Origin of the sequence: Paracoccus sp. KR1-242 (genome assembly GCF_049446195.1) — a bacterium.
Lineage (GTDB): Bacteria > Pseudomonadota > Alphaproteobacteria > Rhodobacterales > Rhodobacteraceae > Paracoccus > Paracoccus broussonetiae.
In genome coordinates this window covers 69,845-95,737 of the sequence record NZ_JBMSED010000001.1, presented here as the reverse complement: position 1 = coordinate 95,737, position 25,893 = coordinate 69,845, and the positions used below count along the sequence as shown (strand labels likewise).

General features: G+C 66.0%; 25 protein-coding genes. 13 read left to right on the top strand and 12 right to left on the bottom strand.

Features of this window, described 5'->3' with window-relative positions:
• The first annotated feature begins 60 nt into the window (after window positions 1–60).
• Window positions 61–1,452, top strand: coding sequence for an adenosylhomocysteinase (gene ahcY, locus ACO2Q4_RS00450; protein WP_395134598.1), 1,392 nt, complete (start codon window positions 61–63; stop codon window positions 1,450–1,452).
• Window positions 1,453–1,548: 96 nt separating this feature from the next.
• Window positions 1,549–1,890, top strand: coding sequence for a DUF2853 family protein (locus tag ACO2Q4_RS00445; RefSeq protein WP_311760205.1), 342 nt, complete (start codon window positions 1,549–1,551; stop codon window positions 1,888–1,890).
• Window positions 1,891–1,906: 16 nt separating this feature from the next.
• Here the strand turns inward: ACO2Q4_RS00445 and ACO2Q4_RS00440 are convergent, their stop codons facing one another.
• A complete protein-coding gene (locus tag ACO2Q4_RS00440) occupies window positions 1,907–2,524 on the bottom strand; it encodes an enoyl-CoA hydratase/isomerase family protein (protein ID WP_423316541.1) in 618 nt (205 codons plus the stop codon).
• 102 nt (window positions 2,525–2,626) lie between these two features.
• Between ACO2Q4_RS00440 and ACO2Q4_RS00435 the strand changes: the two genes are divergently transcribed.
• The 4 genes from ACO2Q4_RS00435 (at window position 2,627) to ACO2Q4_RS00420 (ending at window position 7,065) form a co-directional block, all read left to right on the top strand.
• Window positions 2,627–4,252 (top strand): DUF2125 domain-containing protein, encoded by a 1,626-nt coding sequence (locus ACO2Q4_RS00435; protein ID WP_423316539.1) that lies wholly within the window; start codon window positions 2,627–2,629, stop codon window positions 4,250–4,252.
• A gap of 87 nt (window positions 4,253–4,339) precedes the next feature.
• Window positions 4,340–5,692, top strand: coding sequence for a TldD/PmbA family protein (locus ACO2Q4_RS00430; RefSeq protein ID WP_423316537.1), 1,353 nt, complete (start codon window positions 4,340–4,342; stop codon window positions 5,690–5,692).
• Entirely contained in the window at window positions 5,679–6,464 is a 786-nt protein-coding gene (locus tag ACO2Q4_RS00425) for an inositol monophosphatase family protein (RefSeq protein WP_311760201.1), read from the top strand. Before ACO2Q4_RS00430 ends, ACO2Q4_RS00425 begins: the two co-directional genes overlap by 14 nt.
• Window positions 6,465–6,519: 55 nt before the next feature.
• The gene (locus tag ACO2Q4_RS00420; RefSeq protein WP_311760200.1) at window positions 6,520–7,065 is read left to right on the top strand and encodes a flavin reductase family protein; all 546 of its coding nucleotides are present in this window, start codon (window positions 6,520–6,522) and stop codon (window positions 7,063–7,065) included.
• A 4-nt stretch (window positions 7,066–7,069) separates the two neighbouring features.
• Here ACO2Q4_RS00420 and ACO2Q4_RS00415 read toward each other — a convergent pair whose 3' ends face one another.
• Genes ACO2Q4_RS00415 through ACO2Q4_RS00400 form a run of 4 tightly spaced genes read right to left on the bottom strand, consistent with a single transcriptional unit; the run spans window position 7,070 to window position 11,091 of the window.
• Entirely contained in the window at window positions 7,070–7,732 is a 663-nt protein-coding gene (locus ACO2Q4_RS00415; protein WP_395134606.1) for a PqiC family protein, read from the bottom strand.
• A 1-nt stretch (window position 7,733) separates the two neighbouring features.
• Entirely contained in the window at window positions 7,734–9,797 is a 2,064-nt protein-coding gene (locus tag ACO2Q4_RS00410) for an intermembrane transport protein PqiB (protein ID WP_395134608.1), read from the bottom strand.
• Window positions 9,794–10,489, bottom strand: coding sequence for a paraquat-inducible protein A (locus ACO2Q4_RS00405; RefSeq protein ID WP_423316533.1), 696 nt, complete (start codon window positions 10,487–10,489; stop codon window positions 9,794–9,796). The genes ACO2Q4_RS00410 and ACO2Q4_RS00405 overlap by 4 nt, the downstream gene beginning before the upstream one ends.
• Window positions 10,486–11,091, bottom strand: coding sequence for a paraquat-inducible protein A (locus ACO2Q4_RS00400; RefSeq protein ID WP_395134611.1), 606 nt, complete (start codon window positions 11,089–11,091; stop codon window positions 10,486–10,488). Before ACO2Q4_RS00400 ends, ACO2Q4_RS00405 begins: the two co-directional genes overlap by 4 nt.
• 211 nt (window positions 11,092–11,302) lie before the next feature.
• On the opposite strand from ACO2Q4_RS00400, the gene ACO2Q4_RS00395 reads away from it, so the two are divergent.
• The 5 genes from ACO2Q4_RS00395 (at window position 11,303) to ACO2Q4_RS00375 (ending at window position 17,112) form a co-directional block, all read left to right on the top strand.
• Complete coding sequence (locus ACO2Q4_RS00395; protein WP_423316531.1) at window positions 11,303–12,094, top strand: flagellar motor protein MotB; 792 nt, start codon at window positions 11,303–11,305, stop codon at window positions 12,092–12,094.
• Between the two features lie 85 nt (window positions 12,095–12,179).
• The gene (locus ACO2Q4_RS00390) at window positions 12,180–13,514 is read left to right on the top strand and encodes a flagellar hook protein FlgE (protein WP_423316529.1); all 1,335 of its coding nucleotides are present in this window, start codon (window positions 12,180–12,182) and stop codon (window positions 13,512–13,514) included.
• Window positions 13,515–13,544: 30 nt separating this feature from the next.
• Window positions 13,545–14,999 (top strand): flagellar hook-associated protein FlgK, encoded by a 1,455-nt coding sequence (gene flgK / locus ACO2Q4_RS00385; protein WP_423316527.1) that lies wholly within the window; start codon window positions 13,545–13,547, stop codon window positions 14,997–14,999.
• The gene (locus ACO2Q4_RS00380) at window positions 14,999–16,012 is read left to right on the top strand and encodes a flagellin (protein ID WP_311760192.1); all 1,014 of its coding nucleotides are present in this window, start codon (window positions 14,999–15,001) and stop codon (window positions 16,010–16,012) included. The genes flgK and ACO2Q4_RS00380 overlap by 1 nt, the downstream gene beginning before the upstream one ends.
• Complete coding sequence (locus tag ACO2Q4_RS00375) at window positions 16,012–17,112, top strand: flagellar basal body P-ring protein FlgI (protein ID WP_311760191.1); 1,101 nt, start codon at window positions 16,012–16,014, stop codon at window positions 17,110–17,112. Before ACO2Q4_RS00380 ends, ACO2Q4_RS00375 begins: the two co-directional genes overlap by 1 nt.
• Window positions 17,113–17,167: 55 nt before the next feature.
• Here the strand turns inward: ACO2Q4_RS00375 and ACO2Q4_RS00370 are convergent, their stop codons facing one another.
• From ACO2Q4_RS00370 to trpA, 4 genes are all read right to left on the bottom strand, one after another.
• On the bottom strand, window positions 17,168–17,758 hold the full coding sequence (locus tag ACO2Q4_RS00370; RefSeq protein ID WP_311760190.1) for an NADPH-dependent FMN reductase: 591 nt from the start codon (window positions 17,756–17,758) through the stop codon (window positions 17,168–17,170).
• A 198-nt stretch (window positions 17,759–17,956) separates the two neighbouring features.
• Window positions 17,957–19,480, bottom strand: a complete 1,524-nt coding sequence (locus ACO2Q4_RS00365; RefSeq protein WP_423316523.1) for a VOC family protein — start codon at window positions 19,478–19,480, stop codon at window positions 17,957–17,959.
• Between the two features lie 3 nt (window positions 19,481–19,483).
• Window positions 19,484–20,110, bottom strand: a complete 627-nt coding sequence (locus ACO2Q4_RS00360; RefSeq protein WP_423316521.1) for a glutathione S-transferase family protein — start codon at window positions 20,108–20,110, stop codon at window positions 19,484–19,486.
• Between the two features lie 102 nt (window positions 20,111–20,212).
• Window positions 20,213–21,013, bottom strand: a complete 801-nt coding sequence (gene trpA / locus ACO2Q4_RS00355) for a tryptophan synthase subunit alpha (RefSeq protein WP_311760187.1) — start codon at window positions 21,011–21,013, stop codon at window positions 20,213–20,215.
• A 139-nt stretch (window positions 21,014–21,152) separates the two neighbouring features.
• Between trpA and ychF the strand changes: the two genes are divergently transcribed.
• A complete protein-coding gene (ychF, locus tag ACO2Q4_RS00350) occupies window positions 21,153–22,250 on the top strand; it encodes a redox-regulated ATPase YchF (RefSeq protein WP_423316519.1) in 1,098 nt (365 codons plus the stop codon).
• Window positions 22,251–22,334: 84 nt separating this feature from the next.
• Here the strand turns inward: ychF and ACO2Q4_RS00345 are convergent, their stop codons facing one another.
• Window positions 22,335–22,505: a hypothetical protein gene (locus ACO2Q4_RS00345; protein ID WP_423316517.1), complete on the bottom strand. Its 171-nt coding sequence runs from the start codon at window positions 22,503–22,505 to the stop codon at window positions 22,335–22,337.
• 273 nt (window positions 22,506–22,778) lie between these two features.
• On the opposite strand from ACO2Q4_RS00345, the gene ACO2Q4_RS00340 reads away from it, so the two are divergent.
• Complete coding sequence (locus ACO2Q4_RS00340) at window positions 22,779–23,159, top strand: DoxX family protein (protein WP_311760184.1); 381 nt, start codon at window positions 22,779–22,781, stop codon at window positions 23,157–23,159.
• 59 nt (window positions 23,160–23,218) lie between these two features.
• Here the strand turns inward: ACO2Q4_RS00340 and ACO2Q4_RS00335 are convergent, their stop codons facing one another.
• Window positions 23,219–25,003 carry an IlvD/Edd family dehydratase gene (locus ACO2Q4_RS00335; protein WP_311760183.1) on the bottom strand — a complete coding sequence of 595 codons (1,785 nt, stop codon included), beginning with the start codon at window positions 25,001–25,003 and terminating at the stop codon, window positions 23,219–23,221.
• The gene (locus ACO2Q4_RS00330) at window positions 25,000–25,890 is read right to left on the bottom strand and encodes an NAD(P)-dependent oxidoreductase (RefSeq protein ID WP_423316515.1); all 891 of its coding nucleotides are present in this window, start codon (window positions 25,888–25,890) and stop codon (window positions 25,000–25,002) included. The genes ACO2Q4_RS00335 and ACO2Q4_RS00330 overlap by 4 nt, the downstream gene beginning before the upstream one ends.
• Window positions 25,891–25,893 lie beyond the last annotated feature (3 nt).

Genomic DNA, 25,893 nt, shown 5'->3' with positions numbered 1-25,893 from the left:
TTTGCAGGAAATGCCTGCAAATGCTATGGCGCGGCAAACACCCATTCTTGAGGCATTGCCGTGACCGATCACATCATCAAAGACATCAGCCTGGCCGATTTCGGCCGCAAGGAACTGGACATCGCCGAAACCGAGATGCCGGGCCTGATGGCGCTTCGCGCCCAGTTCGGCGCGACCCAACCGCTGAAGGGTGCGCGCATCGCCGGGTCGCTGCACATGACCGTGCAGACCGCCGTGCTGATCGAGACGCTGACCGCGCTTGGCGCCGAGGTCCGCTGGGCGTCGTGCAACATCTATTCGACCCAGGATCACGCCGCGGCGGCGATCGCCAAGTCCGGCGTTCCTGTCTTTGCCATCAAGGGCGAAACGCTTGAGGAATACTGGTCCTATACCGACCAGATCTTTCAGTTCGGCGAAGGCACCGCGAACCTGATCCTGGACGATGGCGGCGATGCGACCATGTATGTCCTGATGGGCGCTCGTGTCGAAGCCGGTGAAACCGACCTGATCGCCGTCCCTACCTCGGAAGAGGAAGAATTCCTGTTCGCCCAGATCAAGAAGCGCCTCGCGCAGTCTCCGGGCTGGTTCACGCGGCAGCGCGAGGCCCTGCAGGGCGTGTCCGAGGAAACCACCACGGGCGTCCACCGTCTTTACGACCTGCACAAGAAGGGTCTGCTGCCCTTCCCGGCAATCAACGTGAACGACAGCGTCACCAAGTCGAAATTCGACAACAAGTATGGCTGCAAGGAGTCGCTGGTCGACGGCATCCGCCGCGCCACCGACGTGATGATGGCGGGCAAGGTCGCCGTGGTCTGCGGCTATGGCGATGTCGGCAAGGGCTCTTCGGCCAGCCTGCGCGGCGCCGGTGCGCGCGTGAAGGTGACCGAGGTCGACCCGATCTGCGCGCTGCAAGCCGCGATGGACGGTTTCGAGGTCGTGCTGCTTGAGGATGTGGTCGCATCGGCCGACATCTTCGTCACCACCACCGGCAACAAGGACGTCATCCGCATCGAGCATATGCGCGAGATGAAGGACATGGCGATCGTCGGCAATATCGGCCATTTCGACAACGAGATTCAGGTCGCCGCGCTGCGCAACCACAAGTGGACCAATATCAAGGACCAGGTGGACATGATCGAGATGCCCTCGGGCAACCGCATCATCCTGCTGTCGCAGGGCCGCCTGCTGAACCTTGGCAATGCGACCGGCCATCCCAGCTTCGTGATGTCGGCCAGCTTCACCAACCAGGTGCTGGCGCAGATCGAGCTGTGGACCAAGGGCGACGACTACCAGCCCGGCGTCTATATCCTGCCCAAGCATCTGGACGAGCAGGTCGCACGCCTGCATCTGGACCGGATCGGTGTCAAACTGACGACCCTGTCGAAAGAGCAGGCCGATTACATCGGCGTCACCCCCGAAGGGCCGTTCAAGGCCGAGCATTACCGCTACTGACGGGCCGCGCCGACCGGCAAGCCCATGCTTGCGGTTGATATTTCGCCCCGTCCCGCTAGGCTTTCCCCCGGAAGTTCACATTTCGGGGGATGCACCATGAGCAAACGGGACGACCTGATCGCGAAATACGCAGCCGATATGAAGGACAAACTGGGCACCGCGCCGGACATGGACCTGTTGACCAAGGTCGTGGTCGGATGCGGGCCATCGATCTATAACAGCGATGCGGAAACCGTCGCGGCTTCGGATCCGGCCGAGCTGGAGCGCATCAAGCAGAACTATCTGATCAAGAAGCTGGGACTGGGCGACAGCCCCGAGCTGATGGATGCGATCAACGCGGTCGTCGCGAAATACGGCAGCGCCAACCGTAACAAGTATCGCGCCGTCGTCTATTACATGCTGTGCCAGCATTTCTCGCGACAGTCGGCCTACGCCTGAACGGCCAGGCAACGGGTCAGGCCATCAGGGCCTTGATCGCAGCGACATGACCGGCTGGTGCGACACGCGCATCAGCCGTCAGCGCCTCGGCCGCGGGCAGCAGCGTTTCGGGGGCGACCAGCCGGTCGACCAGCCCCCAGGCCAGCGCCTCGTCGGCCGAAATCTTCTGTCCCGCCAGCAGGATCATCCGCGCCCGCGACGGTCCGACCAACTTCGACAGTCGGCGCGCATCGCTTGGCTGCGGCAGATAACCCAGCCGCATGACCGGATAGAACAGGCTGGCCCCCGGCACGCAAAGCCGGATGTCGCAAGCCAGCACCATTCCCATCGCACCGCCCGCGACCGTGCCGTTCAGGGCCGCGATGGTCAGGCAGGGCATCGAGGCGACGCGGGCCGACAGCCGTTCCCATTCCGGGGAAAGCGCCAGCCCCGCCCGTGCCTCGTCCAGATCGGCGCCCGCGGAAAACACCCGCCCCGCGCCGGTCAGGACCACCGCGCGCAGATCGGTCCGTTCGGCCATTGCGGCAAAAGCCCCGGTCAGTTGGGCAAGCATTGCCCCGGTCAACGAGTTCGCCTTGTCCGGGCGCGAAATGGTGATCCGCCCCAAACCGTCCGAGAAATCGCTCAAGATCATGCCAACACTCCTTGGAGCCCCGCGCATGCTATGGCACAACCCAAGGCAAATGTTCTTTCCTTGCTTCGACGATGACTTGCTCCGCCCATGAAAGGTAATGAAATGTTCCGCAAACTGACAAGCTCTGCCCTGGCCCTTGCCGCCATCGGCACGCCCGCCTTTGCCGACGTCACCCCGGAACAGGTCTGGCAGTCCTGGGTCGAATATTATCAGTCCATGGGCTACACCGTGACCGAGGGCGGGCGCGACATGTCCGGCGACACGCTGACCGTGCGCGACATCCTGATCGCGGGCGGTCCTGAAACCGGCCGGGTCGAGGTCAAGCTGCCGCAGGCGCTGCTGACCGGCCAGGGCGACGGCAAGGTCAAGACCGTCTTCTCGGACAACATGGACCTGACCCTGGAAGGCGCCGAGCCCGAAGGCGGGACCTATACGATCCCGGTAAAAGTCTCACTGCCGGGGAACGGCATGGTGACTTCGGGCGCGCCCGAGGACATGACCCACGCCTTCAACTACCCGACGATCGAGCTGGCATTGACCACGATGACCAGCGACGGCGACGAACGCCCGCTGCCGATGAACTTCGCGCTGCAGAACTCGACCGGCAACTTCCACGTCGTGTCGGGGAATCCGGCGAAATACGACTATGACCTGAAGACCGAAAAGGTCACCTTCAGCGGCGATGTCAGCGACGAAGAAGAAGGCAGCGTGAAATTCGCGGGCAGCATGGACGGGATCGAGGGCGATGGCAGCATGACCGCGCCCGAGGGCATCGCCAACCTGGAAGAGCAGATGAGCGAGGCGCTGAAGGCGGGCCTGGCGATGGACGGTCGGATGAAGGCGGGGGCGGTCAACGCCACCTTCGAATTCTCGGGCACTGACGAAAGCGGCCAGCCCAGCAGCGGCGCGGGCAAATATGACGGCAAGGGCTTCGACGGCAGCTTCACGCTGTCCAGCGCGGGCATGGGCTATCAGCTTGGTTCGGACGCGATGCAGTTCGACATGACCTCGCCGCAACTGCCCTTCCCGATCAACTATGCGGTGAACAGCGGCAGCTTCAACATGCAGCTTCCGGTCACCCAGCAGGACGCGCCGCAGCCGTTCAAATTCGCCTATTCGCTGCAAGGCGTTTCGCTGGGCGATGCGATCTGGAACATGTTCGACCCCGAAGCCAAGCTGCCGCGCGACCCGGCTTCGCTTGAAATCGACCTGGGCGGGCTGATGAAGGTCACCACGGATCTCTTCGCCCTGCCCGAGCCCGATACCGGCGACGAGACGCCCCCGGCGGATGCGACCGACGACGCCACCGCCGAAAGCATGTCGCCCGACGCCCCCGCCGATGACGCCGAAGCCCAGGCCCAGATGGACGAAATGGACGATGAAACAAGCGCCGAACCCTCGGGCTTCGAACCCGTCCAGCTGGACATCAACCAGATCGCGCTGAACCTGCTCGGCGCCAGCGCAACCGCCACCGGCAGCCTGAAGACGCCTGAATCCGGTTCGATGGATGCCCCTGTGGGCCAGGTTCATGCCGAGTTCCAGGGGATCAACGGCCTGCTCGACAAGCTGGGCAGCATCGGCCTGATCCCTCAGGACCAGATGATGGGCGTGCGCATGATGCTGGCCATGTTCGCCAAACCCGTCGAGGGCAGCGACGACAAGCTGACCACCGAACTTGAATTCAAGGACGGCGGCGCGATCTTTGCCAACGGGCAGCAGATCAAGTAAGTCCGGCGCCACAACGCCATCCTGCCGCGCCCCGGCCCGTCCGGGGCGCAAGGCATTCCGCCGCCGCCGTCGACCCGAGGAGAGACCATGTCCGAATTCGCGCGCCTTCAGTCCCTGACAGAGCAGCTTCTGGCGGCCGCGCGCCGGGCTGGGGCGGATCAGGCCGATGCCGTGGCGGTCGAGGCCGCGGCGGTTTCGGTCGACGTGCGGGCGGGCAAACTGGAACACGCCGAACGCGCCGAGGGTGTCGAGATCGGGCTGCGCGTGCTGCTGGGCGGACGCCAGGCCTGCGTCTCGGCCTCGGACCGGTCCGAGCGGACCATCGGCGACATGGCCCAGCGCGCAGTCGCGATGGCGCGCGAAGCGCCGGTCGATGACACGCTGGGCCTTGCCGAGCCGGACGAGCTGACCCGCGACACCGACAGCACGCGGCTGGACCTGTTCGACCACGGCCCCGAACCCGAGCCCGCGTTTCTGCAGGACGCCGCCTTGCGGGCCGAAGCCGCAGCGTTGGCCGTGGACGGTATCTCCAAGATCGAGGCTGCCGGTGCCTCTTTCTCGCATCGCAGGATGTGGATTTCGGCGACGAACGGCTTTTCCGCCGGTGTCGCCCGCAGCGGGCATGGCCTGTCGGCGATCGCGATCACGGGCGAAGGCACGGGGATGGAGCGGGACTGGGCCGGAGAAAGCCGGGTCCACGGATCCGACATGCCCTCGCCCGAGGATATCGGGCGGCAGGCGGGGGAACGCACGGTCGAACGGCGGGGCGCGCGCAAGCCTCCGACCGGCGCATTTCCTATCCTTTATGACGAACGCATCGCCTCGGGCCTGATAGGACATCTGGTCTCGGCCGCGAATGGTGCGGCCGTCGCGCGCGGCGCAAGCTGGCTGCGCGATGCCCTGGGCGAAGCGGTCCTGCCGCCGGGTTTCGACCTGATCGAAGATCCGCATCTGCCGCGCATGGGCGGATCGCGCATCTTCGACGCCGAGGGGCTGGCCACCGCCCCGCGTGCCATCGTCCGCGACGGTGTCCTGCAGGGCTGGACGCTTGACCTTGCGACCGGACGCAAGCTGGGCATGCCATCAACCGCGAACGCAATGCGTGGCGCGGGCAGCCCGCCTTCGCCCGGCATCACCAACCTGGTGCTGACACCCGGAGAGAAAAGCCGCGAAGACCTGATCCGGGACATGGGTCGCGGCCTTCTGGTGACGTCGATGCTGGGGGCCTCGATCAACTCGACGACCGGAGATTACTCGCGCGGGGCCAGCGGCTTCTGGGTCGAGAATGGCCAGATCACCCATGCCGTGAACGAATGCACCATCGCGGGCAACCTGCGCGACATGCTGATGCGCCTGACCGCCGCCAATGACGTCCGCGACTGGCGCGCCTCCCGGGTGCCCAGTCTGCTGATCGAAGGGATGACCGTTGCCGGCGAGTGACCTGGACCTGCTGACCGATGCCGCGCGCGAGGCAGGGGAAATCGCCCTGCGGTTCTGGCGCAAGGATCCCCAGGCTTGGGAGAAAAGCGACGGCGCCGGCCCCGTCAGCGAGGCCGACCTCGCCGTCAATGCGCATCTGGAACAGGTGCTGCGCGCAGCCCGGCCACATTACGGCTGGCTCAGCGAGGAATCCGCGGACGAACCCGCCCGGCTGGACGCCGAACATTGCTTCATCCTAGACCCGATCGACGGGACCCGTGCCTTCCTGGCCGGGCAGGATGGGTTTTCGCATTCGCTGGCCATCGCCACCGGGAACCGGATCACGGCCGCGGTGGTCCATCTGCCTGCGCGCGGCCTGACCTATCTGGCCCATTCCGAAGGACCGGCCCTGCTGAACGGCAAACCGATGACCCCGGCGGACAGTGCGCTTGACGGGGCACGCGTGCTGACCGGGAAACCCAGCCTCGACCCGGTGTTCTGGCGCGGAGTGGTTCCGCCGGTGCGGCGGGAATTCCGCCCCTCGCTCGCATGGCGGCTGTGCCTCGTGGCGCAGGGCCAGTTCAACGCCGCGTTGTCGACACGGGCCGCGTGGGAATGGGACATCGCCGCGGGCAGCCTGATCGCCGAGCGCGCGGGCTGCCTTGCGACAGAGCTTTCGGGACGCCCGTTGCGGTTCAACACTGCCCGTGCGCTGTGCGACGGGCTGGTCGTCGCGCCACCCGGCCTGCACCGCCAGATGATCGCGGGGCTCGGCCCGGCTGGCTCGGCTTGATGACCTGCCGGGGCGCGGCTATGAATGGGCGACCGCAGATGACAGGGTTCCGCGCATGAGCCGCATTCCTCCCGCGACCCGCGACCGGCTCGCGGACGAAATCACCTTTCATCCCGCGACCGCCGAGGCGCGCCTGCTGCGCGAGGCGCTGGGGCGCTTTGCCACCGGCGTCACGGTAGTCACCGCCACGGGCGATGCCGGTCCGATGGGCATGACGGTGAACAGCTTCACCAGCGTCTCGCTGGAGCCGCCATTGCTGCTGTGGTGCCCGGCCAAAGCCTCGGCCCGGCACGAAGGTTTCGTGCATGCGCCCTTCTGGTCGGTGCATATCCTGGGGGCCGAACAGCTTGACACCTGCCTGCGCTTCACGCGTGGCGGGCTTCAGTTCCAGGGCCTCCCCCACGGGCTGAGCGAACAGGGCGTGCCGCTGATCCCCGGTGCCGCCGCGCGGTTCGATTGCCAAAGCCACGCCGCCCATGATGCGGGCGACCACACGGTGATGATCGGCCGCGTCCTGCGGGTCACCGTCGCCGGACCCGGCGATCACCCGCTGGTCTTTGCCGCGGGCCGCTTTGGCCAGTTCGACCCGGCGGCGGGCTGACCCCTCAGCTGCCGTCCAGAGGCGGCAGCGGTTGCGAGAAGATGTCGTCGATCCGCCCCGGTGCCGCTTGCGAAGTGCGCAGCGAATTTCCCGCCCCGCCCAAGGTCGCGATCTGGCGCGCCAGCTGCGCGATGGCCTGCGACTGCGCCCGCGCGATGGTCGCGGGACCCGCCTTGTCGCCCTGCACGCCCATCGGGACCGAAATGTCGAAGCTGCGTGCGTGGTTCGCGCCACCAGCCGCAGAGTCGGCAACGTAATAGCGCCCGCTCAGCCGGAAGCTGCCATCGGACTGGGCCAGAGCCTTTTCCACCCGGACCTCGACGGTGCGGCGCGGGGGCTCGGCCAGCGGCCAGGGCTCGGCGATGACCGTCGCGCCCGACATGTCCGAAATCGCCCGCGCCAGCGTCAGCGTAAAGGCGCGCTGCGGCTGGTCCGCCCAAAGCTGGCGCGTGTTCGAACGCACCGCTCCATCCACCCCCTGCCAGCTGACCTCACCCGCCGAGGCGTATTCGGGCAGCGACACATCCCTCAGCTCGGCGGTGCCAAGGCGGTTCGGCAACCGCTCGCCCGAAGCCGGCGGGTCGATCAGGTAGCGGGCGGTCTTTTCGCCATTCGAGCAGCCGGCCAGCGCAGCCAGCAGTGCAGAGGCGATCAAAAGGTGGCGCATCTTATCGTCCCAGGATGAAGGCTTGTGGATTGCGTTCGATGGTGCGGGCCAGGTTGGCGAAGGAATTGGCCGCGCGCCGCATCTCGCGCATCAAATTGATCGTCTCGGTGTTGAAGGCAGAGCGGTCACCATAGGCCGCAATCACGCTCTCCGCCCGCGCTGCCAGCGATTCCAGCCGCGCGGTCAGCTGCGGAAGCTGCCGGGCGGTGTCCGAGATGCTGTCCGCCGCCAGCTTGGCGGAACTCAGCGCCTCGTTCAGACTGCCGGCGGCATTGCCGTCGCGCAGGTCATTGAGAAGCCCCGATGCCGCCTCGAGCGTGTCGGACAGGTTGCGCGGCAGCTGCGCGGCGTCCTCCGAGCCGATCATGGCGCGGACATCCTTCAGGATTCCCTGCGCCTCGGTGGAAAGGGCGGCGAAATCGACTTCGGCCACGGAGGTCGCGGCCTTGTCGATTTCCTCGACCATGGCGGGGACATCGGCAGCGGCCAGCTTGACCGCCTCGGCCGCGGCCGAAGCCTCGTCGATCATCTTTCGAAGCTGACCCGCCGCACCGGATTCGCGCAGCTCGGTCGCGATCTGGCGCATCTCGCCGCTGGTGGTCCGGGCGTCGTCCAGCGTGCCGCGCAGGGCGCCCGGAATGGCCCGTGTGTCTTCGCTGCTGGCCAGCGAGGTGATCGAGTTCATCATGTCGGTGACGGATTTCAGCGCCTCCTCGATCGGCAGGTTGCCAACCCGCGACAGGAAGCCCTGCGCCGTTTCCGAGAAGTCCGAGATCTCGCCCGGCGCGGTCGGGATGACCGGATTTGGCTTGGCGTCGCGATCCAGTTCCGCGGGCGCGCTGTCGGACAGCGAGACCAGTTCGACTTCAAGCGAGGTGCCAAAGAACCCGGCGCTGGCAATGCGCGCGCGAAGCCCGTTGCCCACTTGCTCGGCCACGAAGTCCAGTGCGCGTTCGCGCGTAACATCGCCGGACAGGCCCAGCCGTTCGGGCGTGATGGCCAGAGTCACCTCTTGCTGGATCCGTTCGCCGTTCGGGCCGTCGACGGTGCGCGACGCAAGGTCGGTGACGCGTCCGACCGTCAGGCCCATGTACTGGACATTCGCGCCCGTCTCGAGCCCCTTGACGGATTCGTCGATCAGCATGGTCAGGCGCAGGACGTTGGCCGCGTCGATGAACAGGTTCTCGCGTGCCGAGGCCTCGCTGGGTTGCAGCGCGAAGACATGGCCATTCTCGACCGGCTCACCGCCTGATGTCAGGGTCGCGAATTCGGCCCCGCCCTGCAGCAACGAGGCCAGCGAGTTCACGTTGACTGCCAGACCTTGCGCCCCGAACGAGATCGAGAATCCCGACGTATCCCAGAATACCGTGTTGCTGGTCAGCCGCGCGTCATGCGGGGCGGCGACAAAGACATCGGCCAGCACGCCTTCGTTGTTCTCGGCCAGCCGCAGGTTCTGCATCCGCCCGACCTGCAAGCCGCGGAAGGTGACGGGAGCGCCGTCGGTCATGCCCCGCGACCGCTCGGCCGACAGCACGATCCAGGTTCCCTTGGCGCCAAAGCTGGTCAAGGGCGGCTTTTCCAGGCCTTGGAACTCGGTCTGCTGCTCATCGGCTTGTCCGTCCCAATATCCTTCGATGAAGGATCCGGTCAGAACGGTGTCCAGGCGCGAAATTCCCTGCGCCGAGACCTGTGGCCGCACGATCCAGAACTGGGACTGGCTGTCGATGAAGCGGGCCAGATCCTTGTCGACGCGGATATTCACCTCGACCTGTTGCAGATCCGAGGTGAAGCGGACGGATTCGACCTTGCCCACCGTGATTTCGCGGAACTTCAGCGCGGTTTCCCCGGGCGTGATCCCGGTCGCATCCTTGAAGTTCACCGATATCAGCGTGCCGCGGCTGGCGATGGCGTTCCAACCCACCCCCAGGGTCACGATCAGCGCGATGATCGGAACCAGCCAGATCAGCGACGATCCTGCACGCACGGCGCGGGCCGCGGTCTTGCGCACAGGCTCGGCCGGTTTCAGCGCCGGGCCAGGCTCGGCGGGCGGGGGTGTGTCGGTCATAGGTGGTCTTGGTCCTTGCGGCTTCGCAGCGGCAGCCCCCGCCAGATCAGTCTTGGGTCAAAGCTTTGCGCAGAAAGCATTGTGAAAGCAACAGACAGCGCAAAGGCGACCGCCGCCGGTCCGGGATGGATCGAGGCGACAAATCCCAGCTGGACCAGTGCCGAGAGGATCGCCACGACGAAGACGTCGATCATCGACCAGCGCCCGATGAATTCGACCACCTCGTAGAGAACAAGGCGGCGATGCGCGTCATGAACCGTGGCGGGGCGCCCCGCGACAAGGGCAAGCCAGGCAATCGAGATGAACTTGCCGATGGGCACGATGATCGAGGCGGTAAAGACAACGGCGGCGACGAACCAGTTGCCGTAATGCAGCAGTTCCAGGACGCCGCCGAAGATCGTGGATTCACTGCTTCCCGCCAGCCCTCCAAAGGTCGAGGTCCGTAGCATCGGGAACAGGTTCGCGGGGATATAGAAGATGAAGCCCGCAATCAGCCAGGCCCAGACCCCATTCAGCGAACGTCGATCGGGCGGCACCAGCCCCGCGCCGCAGCGGTGGCAGGTTTCCTCGGCCGCGGGCCAGACACGACCGCAGCCGCGGCATCCGATCAACCCCGCGCGATGCGCCGTCAGGATCGGCGCGTCATGTTCGGCATTGTGGTCATGGCCGGGATTCGTCGGGCTGTCGTTCATTCCGGCCGCTCCCTCAGCAGTTCGCGCCCGTCGGTATGCGCCCCGCCATCCTCGATCGCGTCCCAGATCGTGGTGGCGCTGGTAAAGACGTTGCTGGCCGCGTTGACCAGGATCAGCGCGCAGAATGCCCAGAAGGCCGGCCCGAAGCTGATGGTCGCAAGCCCGCCGACCTTGACCAGGGCAAGCGTGGTCCCGATCACGAAGATCTCGGCCATCGACCACGGCCGCAGCGTTTCGGACAAGCGAAAGGCCCCAACGGCATGGGCGCGGGGGGGCCGCCCGCGCGACAGCGGCAGCAGGGTATAGACCAGCAGGCAGGCCCGCAGCACCGGCAGGCCGACGATTGCCCCCAGCAGCCCTACCGTCAGCGGGATCAGCGGCCCGTGCGAGAAGGCCAGTGCCACGTCGAAAAGCGATGTCTCGTTCCCGAACCCCGAACGCGAGATGCGCAGGAACGGAAAGAACACCGCCGCCAGCATCAGGACGATGGTGGTGAAGGACAGGGCGATGATCCGGGTGAAGGCCCCGGCGCGCGGGCTGGCCAGAACCGCATTGCAGCGCACGCAGCGGGCGGTTTCCCCGGCATGAAGGTCATGTTCCACATGAAGCGCGTCGCAACGCGGACAGGCAATCAGCCCGCGTCCGCTTGTCAGGTCATATGTGCCTTCGATCTGCATCCGCCCAGAATAGGGGATGCCCCGCGCCTTGCAAGGCGCAGCGGGCACCGCCCCGAATGCGCGGCATTTGATCCGTTAACCCGATCTTAGGCCCCACGCGCCTAGACCAACAGGGAACAGCGGCAAGGGACTGGCCATGGCAGAACGCGGCGCACCCATCATCATCCGGAAGATCCGCGACCGCAGCGGCAGCGGCGGCAGCCATCACGGCGGGGCCTGGAAGGTCGCCTATGCCGATTTCGTCACGGCGATGATGGCCTTCTTCCTGCTGATGTGGCTGCTGAACGCGACCACGGAAAAGCAGCGTCAGGGTCTGGCCGAGTATTTCAACCCCACCATCGTGCAATCGACCAAGGGCGGCGCTCATGGTCCCTTTGGCGGCGACCTGCAGGATGCCGATGCCAATTCGGGCAAGGGCATCGGTTCGTCCCGCGACATCAAGGGCGGAAACCCGAACGAGACCGCTTTCGACGCGATGGCCCGTCACGTCCAGGACGAGCTGACCGGGCGCGGCGCGGAATCCATGCAGCGCCAGAACCTGCTGAAACACGTCGTCACCCGGATGACGGACGAAGGGCTGGTCATCGAGCTGACCGACCTGCTGGACGAGCCGCTTTTTATCGATGACAGTGCCCAGCCCAGTCCCGCCCTGCGCGACCTGGCCGGAATCCTGTCCGGTGTCCTGGGCCGCGTCCGCAACCAGCTGGCGATCTCGGGCCATGTCCGGTCCTATCCCGAATTGCTGATCCACTCTCCGGTCTGGGCGCTGTCGGATGCCCGCGCCCATGCCGTGCGCAACCTTCTGGAAGGCGCGGGGACCGAGGCGCGGCGGATCCAGCGTGTCACCGCGCTGGCGGACCGGCGCAACCGTTCGGTCAATCCGATGGATCCCGAGAACAACCGCATCGAAGTGATTTTACTCAGATGACCCGCCACTTTTCCCGGCGATTAGGGCGATCTTAACCCGCCGCCGGACAGACTGAACCAGTTCGACTCAGACAGGATGATCCAGAATGTCGATTTCCTCCGCCCTCGCCGCCGGCGTGTCCGGCCTGTCCGCAAACTCGGCCCGGCTGGCGGGCATCTCGGACAATATCGCCAACTCCAGCACCTATGGCTATCGCCGCGTCACGACAGAATTCGAAAGCGTCGTGATCGGCAATTCGAATGGTGGCGGACAATATTCGGCGGGGGGCGTGTTGTCGCAATCCAGCCGCGTGGTCGATCAGCGCGGCAGCCTGGTCGGGACGAGCAATCCCCTCGACATCGCGATCACCGGTCGCGGGATGCTGCCGGTCATGAACCTGTCCGAGCTGGACGGGCTTCAGACCGGGAACGTGCCGCTGTCCCTGACGCGCACCGGCGCATTCCGCACCGATGCCGAAGGGATCCTGCGCACGTCCTCGGGACTGGTGCTGCTGGGTTGGCCCGCGAACCGCGACGGCACCATCCCGACGATGGCGCGCGATTCCACCGCCGGGCTGCAACCGATCGTCCTGAACGTGAACGACACCTATGCCGAGCCGACGACGCGGATCAGCGTCGGCTTCAACCTTCCCGCCGAGGCGACGGTGGGCGGAAGCGCGGGAACAACCTCTTCAACCTCGATCGAATATTACGACAACCTTGGCGCCTCGCGTTCCCTGACGATGAGCTTCGTGCCGACGGTCGGCGCCTCGGGTACCGGGCGGTCCAATAGCTGGACGATGGAGGTGCGAGATTCCGCGACTTTCGACGACCCGGCTACCCCGGCCGACGAATCCCTGGTCGCATCCTATACGCTGGATTTCAACGACGCCCCCGGCGGTCCCCTAGGGGCGGTAACGACGCTCAGTGGCGGCGCCTATGACCCCACCACGGGCGAATTGACCGTCAACGCCGCGCATGGCCCGATCACCATCAATATCGGAGCGCCCGGCGGCACCGGCGGGCTGACCCAGATCAGCGCCGATTTCTCGCCCACCAACATCACCAAGAACGGCACCGCGGCGGGGGTGCTGACGGCAGTGGAAATCGACGAGAACGGCTATCTGCACGGCACCTATGACAGCGGGGTGACCCGCATCCTGTACCAGGTCCCGCTTGTCGATGTGCCCAACCCGAACGGCCTGACCGCGCTGGACAACCAGACCTACAAGATCTCGAAGGATTCGGGCGCGTTCTTCCTGTGGAATGCGGGGGACGGTCCGACCGGCTCGGTCGCCGGATATGCGCGCGAAAGCTCGACCACCGATGTCGCGTCCGAGCTGACCGACTTGATCCAGACCCAGCGCGCCTATTCCTCGAATGCCAAGATCATCCAGACCGTCGACGAGATGCTGCAGGAGACGACCAACATCAAGCGCTGACTACCGCCGGACTGACACAGGAGCAACGGCATGAGCCTTTCATCGGCGATCTCGAACGCCCTTTCCGGCCTCGCCGCGACATCGCGCGGGACCGAGGTCGTCTCGACCAATATCTCGAACAAATCCGTTTCGGGCTATGCCCGGCGAGAGCTGGAGCTGTCCTCGCGCCTTTACGCGGCGAATGGCGGCGGCGTGGCCATCGACGGCGTCCAGCGCATGGTCAATGCGGGGCTTCTGGCCGAAAACCGCCTGGCGCTGGCCCGCGCCACCGGGTCGGAAACGCTGGCGACATTCCATGCCAGCGTCGAGGCCAACTTCGGCACTGCGGATGACGCATCCTCGCTGACAAGCCAGCTGACCGCCTTTGACGCGGCCATCGCGGCGGCGACATCTCGACCGGACAGCGACGTGCGGCTTCAGGATGTGCTGGACAGCGCGCGCAACCTGGCCGCCAAGATCGGCGACGTGTCTCAGGGTATCGAGGACGCCCGGACAGGCGCTGAGAAGGCCATCGCCTCGGATGTGGACAAGCTGAACACCGCACTGGAACGCGTCGCGGCGCTGAACCGGCAGATCACCGTGACCAGTTCGCAGGGCGGCGATCCGTCATCGCTGATGGATGCGCGACAGGCGGCCATCGACGAGATCAGCGGCATCGTTCCCCTGGTCGAGGTCACGCGAGAAAATGGCCGCGTCGCACTGTTCACCAAGGGGGGCGCGACCCTGCTGGACGGGACGACCCCGGCGCAGATCGGGTTCGCAGCGGCCGGGCGCGTCACCGCCGACATGAGCGTCGAGAACGGCGCGCTTGGGACGTTGACGATCAACGGCAAGGCGCTTTCGCAAAGCGAGATGGCGGTCCTTGCCGGCGGCTCGATCGGGGCGAATTTCCAGATCCGCGACCAGCTTGCCCCGGAGTACCAGAAGCAGATCGATGGCTTCGCGCGCGAACTCTATGACCGCTTTGCCGATCCGGCGGTCGATGCGACACTGGGCGGGGGCCACGGTCTGTTCAGCGACCTGCAGGCGGATCTGGACCCAGCGAACGAAACGGGGTTTGCCGGGCGGATTGCGGTTTCGGACACCTATGACCCCGACCGGGGCGGCGAATTGTGGCGGCTTCGCGCCGGGCAAAACGCGGCGGGTCCGGGCGACCTTGGCGAAAGCGGCCTGTTGCTGCGCATGTCGACGGCGCTGTCGGAAAACCGCGCCCCAGCTTCGGCCGCGATGTCGACCACGCCCCGCACCATGCTGACGCTGGCCACGGACATCGTGTCGCGCGCCTCGACCTTCCGGCTGGGAAGCGAGGCGACGGCCCTGCAGGACAAGACCCATTCCGACACCCTGCGCACGACCTTGCTGGCCGAGGGCGTCGATACCGACAGCGAGATGGAGGGGCTGCTGTCCCTGGAACGCGCCTATGCCTCGAACGCAAAGGTGCTTCAGACCGTCAACGACATGCTCGACCAGATCCTGAGGCTGTGATGACCAATTTCAATTCGATCAGCGACCTTTCGCGTGCCTTCCAGATGCGCCTTGGCCAGTCCTCGCTGAAGGCGCGGGTGGCGACCCTGTCCGAGGAATCCGCGACCGGCGTCAAGGCCGACATTCCCAAGGCGCTGGGGGGCGACCTTGGCCGGATCACCCAGATCGAATCCCGGCTGACGCTGCTGGATACGCATGCCCGCAACCTGGCCGAGGCGCAAAGTTTTCTGGGCGCCGCGCAATCCGGGCTGGAAAACATCCAGTCGCGCGCCAGCGCCACCGGCACCGTGCTGCTGTCGGATGCGCTGGTGTCGTCCGAAGCCTCGCTGAATGTCTATCTGAACAAGGCGCCGGGCGACCTGCGGGCGGTCATCGACTCCCTGAACTCGGCGGTCGCGGGGCGCTATGTCTTTGCCGGAAGCCGGACCGAGCAGGCGCCGGTCGTCGGCTATGATGCGATGATGGCGCAGATTTCGGCTGCCGTCGGCGGCGCGACCACGGCGGCTGACATCCTGGCCGGCATCGACGCCTATTTCGATGCCCCCGCGGGGGGCGGCGGATTTGCCGACACCGGCTATCTTGGCAATGACACGGGCAATGCCGCCATCGCCATCAGCCCCGAGACACGGATAGCGCCGCCGATCACCGCCAGTTCGCAGGATTTGCGGGCCGCGCTGAAAGGGTTCGCGATCATGGCCTATGCCGCGGAAGCCGGCGGCCTGGACCACAGCACCCGGCGCGAACTGTCCCGCGCGGCGGGCGGGTTTCTGGTGCAGGGAGAGATGGACCTGACCGAGGCCCGCACATTGACCGGCGTCGGCGAGGAGAAGGTCGCGCAGGCCATCACCTCGAACCAGGCCGAACGCTCGGCGCTGCAGGTCGCGCGCAATGGCCTGATCGCCGCCGATCCCTATGAGACCGCGACCGCCCTGCAGGAGGCCGAGGCCCAGATCGAGACGCTTTACGCGATTACCGCGCGGCTGTCGAAGCTCAGCCTGGCGGATTATCTGTGATGCGGCTCGCCTGGCTTCTGATCGGGCTTCTGGTTTGGGCCGGCGCTGCCGGGGCCGCGCCCGTGCGCATCAAGGATCTGGCCAATGTGGACGGGGTGCGCGGGAACGACCTGGTCGGCTATGGTCTGGTCGTCGGGCTGAGCGGGTCGGGCGACAGCCTGCGCAATGCCCCCTTCACCGAGGAGATCATGTCCAGCCTGCTGGAGCGGTTGGGCGTCAACGTCACCGAGGATGCCTTTCGCCCCAAGAACGTGGCCGCAGTGATCGTCACCGCCACCCTGCCCCCCTTCGCCCGTGCGGGATCGCAGATCGACGTCAACGTCGCCGCGATCGGGGACGCGAAAAGCCTGCTGGGCGGCACGCTGGTCATGACACCCCTGAACGCCGCCGATGGCGAGATCTATGCCGTCGCGCAAGGTTCGGTTCTGGCCGGAGGCGCCGAGGCAAGCGGAGAGGCAGCCTCGGTCGTCCAGGGCGTGCCGACGACGGGAACCGTGCCGTCCGGCGCGCGCGTTGAACGCGAGGTGGCCTTCGACTTTTCGCAGATGACCAGCCTGCGCCTTGCGCTGCGCAACCCGGATTTCACCACCGCCGCGCGGGTCGAGGCGGCGATCAACCGCAACCTGGGCAGCGGACTGGCGAACCTTCTGGATTCCGGCACCATCGAGATCGACTCCACCGTGCTGGGCAAGGTCAATCCGGCGCGCCTGATCGGCCAGATCGAAAACATCACCGTCGAGCCGGAAATCGCGGCGCGCGTGGTCATCGACCATCGCTCGGGCACGATCGTGATGGGAGAGGACGTGCGCATTTCACATGTCGCGGTGTCTCAGGGGAACCTGACGCTGCGGGTGCGCGAAGCCCCCATTGTCTCGCAACCCAATCCCTTTGCGCCGGGGGACACCGTCGTCGTGCCGCGCAGCCAGGCCGAGATCACCCAGGAACCGGGAATCGGCTTCGCCGAGGTCAGCGGGGAATCGTCCCTGTCCGAGGTCGTCGCCGGACTGAACGCCCTTGGCGTCCGCCCGCGCGACATGATTGACATCCTGAAGGCGGTCCATGCCGCAGGCGCGCTTCACGCCGAATTCATCGTCAACTAGCGCCGATCGATGCCGGGTTCCGGGGCGGTTCATTCACCGCCCCGAACTGGCCCGTTCAGGCGGATTTCGCGCGCTGCGCGATCGTGGCCTCGGACCACCACAGCAGATCGTCCAGCGTCGCTTTCAGCGAGGGCTGCAGGACGCCGTCGACCTCGGACATCTCGCCATTCGCGCCCAGGGGCGAGACCTTGAAGAACTCGGTGCCGCCCAGATGCACGCCGCTGCGGACCGGGACCATCTGAAGCTCGATCGCGATGGTGCGCAGATGCTCGGCCGCGCGCGCACCGCCCAGAGAGCCATAGGCCATGATGGCGGCGGGCTTGCGGTTCCATTCCTTGTAGGCCTGGTCCAGCGCGTTCTTGAGCGAGCCGGGGATCGAGCGGTTATATTCCGAGGTCAGGAAAAGATACCCGTCGAACTCTGCCAGCTTCTGCTGCCATTTCACGGCCCGGGGATCCTGCGAGGGAACCCAGGCGTTCGACGCCACCTCGTTGAAGAACGGCAGGTCGTAGTCCCGAAGATCGACCAGTTCGAAAGTCATGTCCTCGCGTTTCGAGACATTCTCGAACAGCCAGGCCGCGGGCTTGTCGGCGAATCGCGTCGCGCGGGTCGAACCGATGATGACGGCGATATGCGGTTTCTTCATCTTCCCAATCCTCTTTTCCTGAGCATGGTTCATGGCAGGTCAACCACTTCCGGGGTGCAGATTGCTGCGGGTGCCGCGTTTCGGCAAGTCGCCACGAATGACATGCCATGTTCGGATTTTGGAAACACCCCGGCGACGCGAAAGGTTGCCGAATCCTGTCCGGGGTGGCGCGCCCGGAAGGATCCGGGCGCGGGCCGGTCAGGCCAGCCAGGCGCTGGCCTGGGTCAGGTCGTCGGGGGACAGCTCATGTCCCGCGGCAAGGGTGCGGCTGTCCAGCTCGGCACCCCCACGGCGCAGCGCCTGTTCCAAGGCCGGTGCCATCCGGCCGAACATGTCGCGCGCCCCGTTCAGCATCAGCACCCCATGCCCGGCAAGCGCCCCTTCGGCGGGTTCCGGCGGGTTTTCAAGCGCCTGAACGGCCCGCAGCAGGATGGCGCTGCGGATCGCCTGCGGGTGAAGCTGCAAGATCGCACCGATCAGGTTCGCACCGTTCGAATAGCCAAGATAGGTCATCCGCGCGGGATCAAGGCCATAGGACCGCACTGCGTCCTCGATGAAGGCGACAAAGGCCTCGGCCTCGGCGCGGATGTCTTCCTGGTCATAGGTCACGGCATCGAAACGACGGAACCAGCGGTTGATCCCCTCTTCGGTGGACCGTCCGCGAACCCCCAGCAGCGTGGCGTTCGGGGCCAGCCGATGGGCCAGCGGCATCAGGTCGGTCTCGTTCCCGCCGGTCCCGTGCAGCAGGACGATGGTGCTGCCATCCGGGTTTTCCGGTCGGTGGAAGCGGTGGACGAAATGCAGGTCGCGCATGGGACTCCTTTCCTCGCCCGGCAGGGCGAATTGCGGCAGCAGGACACGCAGATCCTCGGCCCGGGCCGCGTCTTGGGGGGGAACGAACAGCGTGGTGCCCAACTGGTCGGGCGCCTCGTCCAGGGTGAAGCCGGGACCGTCGGTCGCATATTCCAGCAGGATCGAAGCGGGATCACGGACGTAAAGCGACAGGAAATACTTCCGGTCGTGAACGCTGGTCACGTCGGTGTCCTTCAATGCCAGACGCATCCGGCGGACCGCATCCGCATCCACGGCGCGCAATGCGACATGGTCAAGAATTCCGGTCCCAGGAATGCCCGCGAAAAAGCCCGAGCCGTCGCGGATGTCGATCACGTCCGTGTCCGAAACCATGCGCCGGACCGCGCCCTCGACCGTGCCGGGACGATATCCGAACTGCCCCAGGAACGCCGCTGAATCCGCGAGCTTCTCGGTCATCAGCGTGACCGAACGCAGGCGCGTCGGCGCGAGCGGATCCGGCAGGGGCGCGGCCGCGGGCAGGTCGATGCCGACCAGCTTCACGGTCACCCCGTCAGGGTCTTTCAGCCGCAGCACCGTCTCTCCGAATTCACGGGTCGGCCCTTCGACCGGGACGTGTGCGGTCATCGCGCGGACAAGCCAGGTCCCGATGCTGTCGGGTGGAACCGCCAGCGCGATTTCCGAGACCTGACCATGCCCGACCCGGCCCGGCGCGCCGTCTTCCCACACCAGGAAAGTGACCAGCGAACCGGGCGAGGCCAGCGCATCGCCATAGAACAGGTGCAGCTGCTCGGCATCCTCGAACCCGCCGGTCCGCTTGACCAGCCGCAGGCCCAGAAAGCCGGCATAGAAGTCGACATTGGCCTGGACCCGGCGGGTGATGCCGGTGACGTGGTGGATGCCGGTTGTCATGGTTTATTCTCCTTTCGGGCCCTCCTCATGGGCCAGGACTTTCTGAACCGCCGGGTCGGCGGCAATGCGGTCATGCAGAGCCGTGACATTGGCCCAGCCGGAAATGCCTTCGGGCAGAAGCTTTGCCGCCCAGCGGATCATCGGGAAGGCATAGGCGTCGATCACAGATCGCTGCGCCAGCACCCATTCCCGCCCTTTCAGGTGGTCATCAAGCAGCGCCAGCTTGCGCCGGACCAGCTTGCGACCCGCTTCCTGCACGGCTTCAAGATCGGCCTTTTCGCGGCCGGTCGTGTAGCGCTGCGGCATGAACAGCGGGAAGAAGGCGGGGTGAAGGTCGCCGGTGAAGAAGCTGGACCAACGGTCCAGATCGGCCTGTGCACGCGGATCGTCGCCGCCACCCAAACCCGCCTCGGGGTGGATCCGGGCAAGGTGATGCAGGATCGCGCCGCATTGCGTCAGCAGCCAGCCATCGTCTTCGCGCAGGGCGGGAACGGCACCGGCGGGGTTCACCGCCAGAAGCTCGGGAGAGCCGAATTCGACCGGCACCGCCTGATAGGGCGCGCCGATCCACTCCAGCGCGATATGGGGCGCCAGCGAGCAGGCGCCCGCATGGAAGAACAGGGTAGGCATGGGCAATCTCCGTTTCTTGTGCAGGTTACTTAGCACGAAGAACGGACTTGCCCACGGCCCCCGCGCGCAACCCGGTGTTTGGTCGGCGCGAACGACCCGTTCTCAGGCGGCGGAATGCGCGCCCTTGGCCAGATCCGAGACAAAGCCCAGGATCTCGGGCACCGACCGGCGCTCGCCGATCAGGCGCACGATCGCCGAGCCGACGACGCAGCCATCCGCGACGCTTGCGACCGCCGCCGCGGCCTCGGGGGTCGAGATGCCGAAGCCGACCACGACCGGCAGCCCGGCCGCGGCGCGGATGCGCGCAACCTCGGGTGCGACCTCGGCCGCATTGGCGGCGGGACCTCCGGTGATGCCGGTGACCGAGACGTAGTAGACGAAGCCGGAGGTGTTCCGCACGACTGCGGGAAGGCGCTGGTCATCGGTCGTCGGCGTCGCAAGACGAATGAAATTCATCCCGGCCTTGTTGGCAGGAAGGCAAAGCTCGCTGTCTTCCTCGGGGGGCAGATCGACGACGATCAGGCCGTCGACGCCCGCCTCGACCGCCTCGGCGATGAAGCGGTCAACCCCGCCGTCGCGGGCATAGATCGGGTTGTAGTAACCCATCAGCACGATCGGCGTGCGATCGTCCCCCGCGCGGAAGGCCCGCACCATGTCGAACACGCGCGAGACGCTGCCACCCGCCTCCAGCGCGCGTTGGCCGGCGGCCTGGATGGTCGCGCCATCGGCCATCGGATCGGTGAAGGGCATGCCCAGCTCGATCACGTCGACGCCCGCATCCGGCAGGCCGCGCATGATCTCAAGCGAGGTGTCGAAATCGGGATCGCAGCCCATCATGTAGGCGACAAATGCCTTGCCGCCGGTTTCGGCAAGCCGTGCGAAGGTGTCGTCGATTCTGCTCATTTTTCCCCGGTCCCCGTCAGCCAGTTCGTTCCGCCGTCCAGCGTTATCCCCAACGCCCGGTAAAGATCAACGGCCCGCACTGGACTTGGGGCGCGTCCGCCCATAAAAGGCGCGAGATTTCCGGGAAAAGGGGTGCATCATGGGCTTTCGTATGGGGATCGTCGGGCTGCCGAACGTGGGCAAGTCGACGCTGTTCAACGCGCTGACCAAAACCGCAGCCGCGCAGGCCGCGAACTTCCCCTTCTGCACGATCGAGCCGAATGTCGGCGAGGTCGCGGTACCCGACGCGCGTCTGGACAAGCTGGCCGCGATCGCGGGCAGCAAGCAGATCATCCCGACCCGCATCACCTTCGTGGACATCGCGGGGCTGGTGAAGGGCGCGTCCAAGGGCGAGGGCCTGGGCAACCAGTTCCTGGCCAATATCCGCGAGGTGGACGCCATCGCCCATGTCCTTCGCTGCTTCGAGGATGGTGACGTCACCCATGTCGAGGGCCGCGTAGATCCCATCGCCGATGCCGAGACCATCGAGACCGAGCTGATGATCGCCGATCTCGAAAGCATCGAGCGTCGGCTGGCCAACATCCAGCGCAAGCTGAAAGGCGGCGACAAGGAAGCCGTGGCTCAGGAAAAGCTGCTGAAGGCGGCGCAGTCCGCGCTTGAGGCCGGCAAGCCCGCCCGCACGGTCAAGGTCGATGACGAGGATCAGAAGGCCTGGGGTATGCTGCAGCTCCTGACCGCGAAGCCGGTCCTGTTCGTCTGCAACGTCGAGGAAGACAAGGCGGCCGAGGGGAACAGCCAGTCCGAGCGCGTGGCGCAGATGGCCGCCGAGCAGGGCGCGGGCCATGTCGTGATCTCGGCCAAGATCGAAGAGGAAATCAGCCAGCTTCCCGCCGACGAAGCCGCGATGTTCCTTGAGGAAATGGGCCTGCACGAGGCCGGGCTCGACCGACTGATCCGCGAGGGCTACAAGCTGCTCGGGCTTGAGACCTATTTCACCGTCGGTCCCAAGGAAGCCCGCGCCTGGACCATCCATCAGGGCACGCTGGCCCCGCAGGCGGCGGGCGTCATCCACGGCGATTTCGAACGCGGCTTCATCCGCGCCGAAACCGTCGCCTATGACGACTACGTCACCTACAAGGGCGAAGCGGGCGCACGCGAAGCCGGAAAGTTCCGGGTCGAAGGCAAGTCCTATGAGGTGAAGGACGGCGACGTCCTGCATTTCCTGTTCAACGCCTGATCCGCAGCGGCTTGCCGGGGCCTGCCCGGCGGGCGCAAGCGATCCGCATGACAAACCGCTGCCGCGCCTGCCTGATCCTGGGCGTCAGGCGCGGCGGGACGTGATATAGGCAGCGGGATTCCCGTCGCCATCCAAGTCCTGGTCATTGGCGATATACCGGTCGTCGATCGAAACGGTAACCTCGGCCTTGTCAGGATCATAGCCCTGCCCTTCGAGGAAATCGACGACGGGCAGGTCCTCGGCATGGGTGGTCATGTTCGCGCTCTGCAAGAAAACAGGGCTGCGGACCTAGACCTGTGGACGCCAGCCGCAATGCGGATTTCACCCAGAGCAGGGTCTCGTGTTCCGGCGTGCGCGGGCTTGAACAGGGTGGAACGACAGGTGCTGGCCCGCGGATGCGGCCTCTGTCACGGCGTTTCCATTTGGATTCCATCGACTTCCGTGTGCCCGCTTGTACGCGGGACGCTTGATTTTTGCGGAATCGGGCGGTTGACTGGCTATGATGCCAACCTCATGCGGGGACCATTCATGGTCAGCACTTTGAACAGCCTGCAATCCTATGCCATCGGACTTCTGCGGATCATCGCCGGCCTGCTCTATCTTGAACACGGCACGCAGAAAATTCTGAGCTTCCCCATTCCCGGACCCGAGACGCTTTCTGGCCTGACCCTTCTTTCGGGCATTCTCGAATTCGGCGGTGGGATTCTGATCGTTCTGGGACTTTTCACGCGGCCCGTGGCCTTCATCCTGGCCGGTCACATGGCCTTTGCCTATTGGATGGTGCACGCGCCCAAAAGCTTCTTCCCGGTCGCCAATGGCGGCGATGCGGCCATCCTGTTCTGCTTTGTCTTCCTGATGCTGGTCACGACCGGCCCCGGCGCCTTCGCCCTGGGCCGCGACCGGCGCTGAGGCGGCATCTTCCGCGCAAGGCATGACGCCGCCCGAAGGGGGCGGCGTCGTTGCCGGTTTCAGTGGTTGTGGCGCGGCGGCGTCGAGGAGATGCGCTGGAAATCCTCGGCCCCGCGAATGGTCGCGCCATCCTCAAGCTGCGTCACCGTCTCGCGGTAGATGCGCTGCCACGGGGTGCGCGACGGCGGCACGGCCGGGATGCCATCAGCCTTGCGGCGGGTGATCTCGGCGTCATCGACCAGCATGTCGCAGGTGCCCGCGTTCAGGTCCAGACGTATCACGTCGCCGGTGCGGACCCATGCCAGACCGCCACCCGCCGCGCTTTCGGGCGAGGCGTTCAGGATCGAGGGGCTGTCGGCTGTCCCGGATTGACGCCCATCGCCCAAGGTCGGCAGGCTGGTGATGCCGCGCTTGATCAGATGATCCGGCGGCTGCATGTTCACCACCTCGGCCGAGCCCGGCCAGCCCAGCGGACCCGCGCCACGGATGACCAGAATGGACCGCTCGTCGATCCCCAGTTCCGGGTCGTTGATGCGGGCATGGTAGTCTTCCGAGCCGTCAAAGACGAATGCCTTGCCCTCGAAGATCCCTTCACGGCCCGGTTCCGACAGGTAGCGGGTACGGAAGTCGGCGGAAATCACCGAGGTCTTCATGATCGCGAAATCGAACAGGTTGCCCTTGAGGACGAAGAAGCCCGCGCGTTCCATCATCGGATCGGCATAGGGCTTGATGACCTCGCGGTCGGTCGCCTCAAGGCCTTCAAGGTTCTCGGCCATGGTCTTGCCGCTGACCGTCGGGCAATCGCCATTCAGTTTCCCGGCCTGCAGCAATTCCCACATGATCGCGGGGACGCCGCCGGCGCGGTGGAAGCGCTCGCCCAGATAGGCACCGGCTGGCTGGACGTTCGCCAGCAGCGGAATGTCATAGCCATGCGCCTGCCAATCCTCGGGGCGCAGATCGACGCCCGCGTGCTTGGCCATCGCCATGATATGGGGCTGCGCGTTGGTCGACCCGCCAATGGCCGAGTTCACCCGGATCGCGTTCAGGAACGCTTCGCGCGTCAGGATGTCCGAGGGGCGGATGTCTTCCAGAACCAGTTCCACGGCGCGGCGGCCGGTGCGATAGGACATCTGGCCACGGGCGCGATAGGCGGCGGGAATGGCGGCGCAGCCGGTCAGCGACATGCCAAGCGCCTCGGCAATCGCGTTCATCGTGCTCGCCGTGCCCATCGTGTTGCAATGGCCGACCGAGGGGGCCGAATCCAGCGCCGCCTCAAGGAATTCCTCGCGCGTGATCTCGCCTGCCGCGTATTTCCGGCGCGAGCGCCAGATGACGGTGCCGGAACCGACCAGCTCGCCATCATGCCAGCCGTCCAGCATCGGCCCGCCCGACAGGACAATAGCAGGAATATCCACCGTCGCCGCCGCCATCAGCGCCGAGGGCGTGGTCTTGTCGCAGCCGGTGGTCAGCACCACGCCGTCAAAGGGATAGCCGTAAAGCAGCTCGACCAGACCCATATAGGCAAGGTTGCGGTCCAGCGCGGCGGTCGGACGCTTGCAGTTCTCGAACAGCGGATGCGAGGGGAACTCGATCGGAATCCCGCCTGCATCGCGGATGCCGTCGCGCACGCGCTTGGCCAGATCCAGGTGGTGGCGGTTGCAGGGGTTCAGGTCGCTGCCCGATTGCGCGATCCCGATGATGGGCTTGCCCGAGCGTAGCTCCTCGGGGGTGGTGCCGTAGTTCATGAACCGCTCAAGATAGAGCGCCGTCATGTCGGCATGGTCGGGGTTGTCGAACCAGTCCTGCGAACGCAGGCGGCGAGGTGGCTGATGACCGGTCGTCATTTGCTCTCCTGTGCGGGGGCGCCCGCATTCATCGTTTCCAGATGCAGCAGCAAGCCGCTGTGATCCGCGTCACCATTTCCGGCGGCGACGAACTCGGTGAACTCGGTGCGGACGGTCTCTGTCAAGGGCAGCGTCAAACCCGTCGCCTCGGCCAGCACCGCGACAGCATCCAGATCCTTCAGTTGCAGGCGCGACGGGCCACCGGGGGCAAAGTTCCGCGTAACCATGCGGCCGCCATGCAGTTCAAGGATCCGGCTTTCGGCGAAGCCACCACGGATCGCATCGCGGAATTTTGCGCGATCCGCGCCGCCCGCTTCGACCAGCATCATCGCTTCGGCCACCGCACCGATGGTGACGGCGACGATCTGCTGGTTCGCCAGCTTGCAGACCTGCCCCGCACCGACAGGGCCGACATGGGTCAGGCGCCCCAGCGGGGCAAAGACATCCGCCAGCCCCTCGATCACTGCGGCATCACCGCCCGCCATCAGCGCCAGCGTCCCGGCCTCGGCGCCCACGACACCGCCGGAGACGGGGCTGTCGACATGGGCAAAGCCCAGCTCCGCCAATTGCCCGGCATGTTCCCGCGCCATCTGCGGTGCGATCGAGGACGTGTCGATGATGACCGCAGCCGGTGCCAGCGCCTCGGCCACGCCGCGCGCGAACAGGACGTCGCGGACGGCATGGCCGTCCGAAAGCATGGTGAAGACGACCTCGGCTCCGGCGACGGCCTCGGCTGGGCTTTCGGCCACCGTCGCGCCATCGGCGGACAGCGCCTGCGCCTTTTCAGGGGCACGGTTCCAGACCGTTACCGGGAAACCGGCCGCAAGCAGACGGCGCACCATCGGTGCGCCCATCAGCCCGGTTCCCAGAAACGCGATGCGTTTCATGTT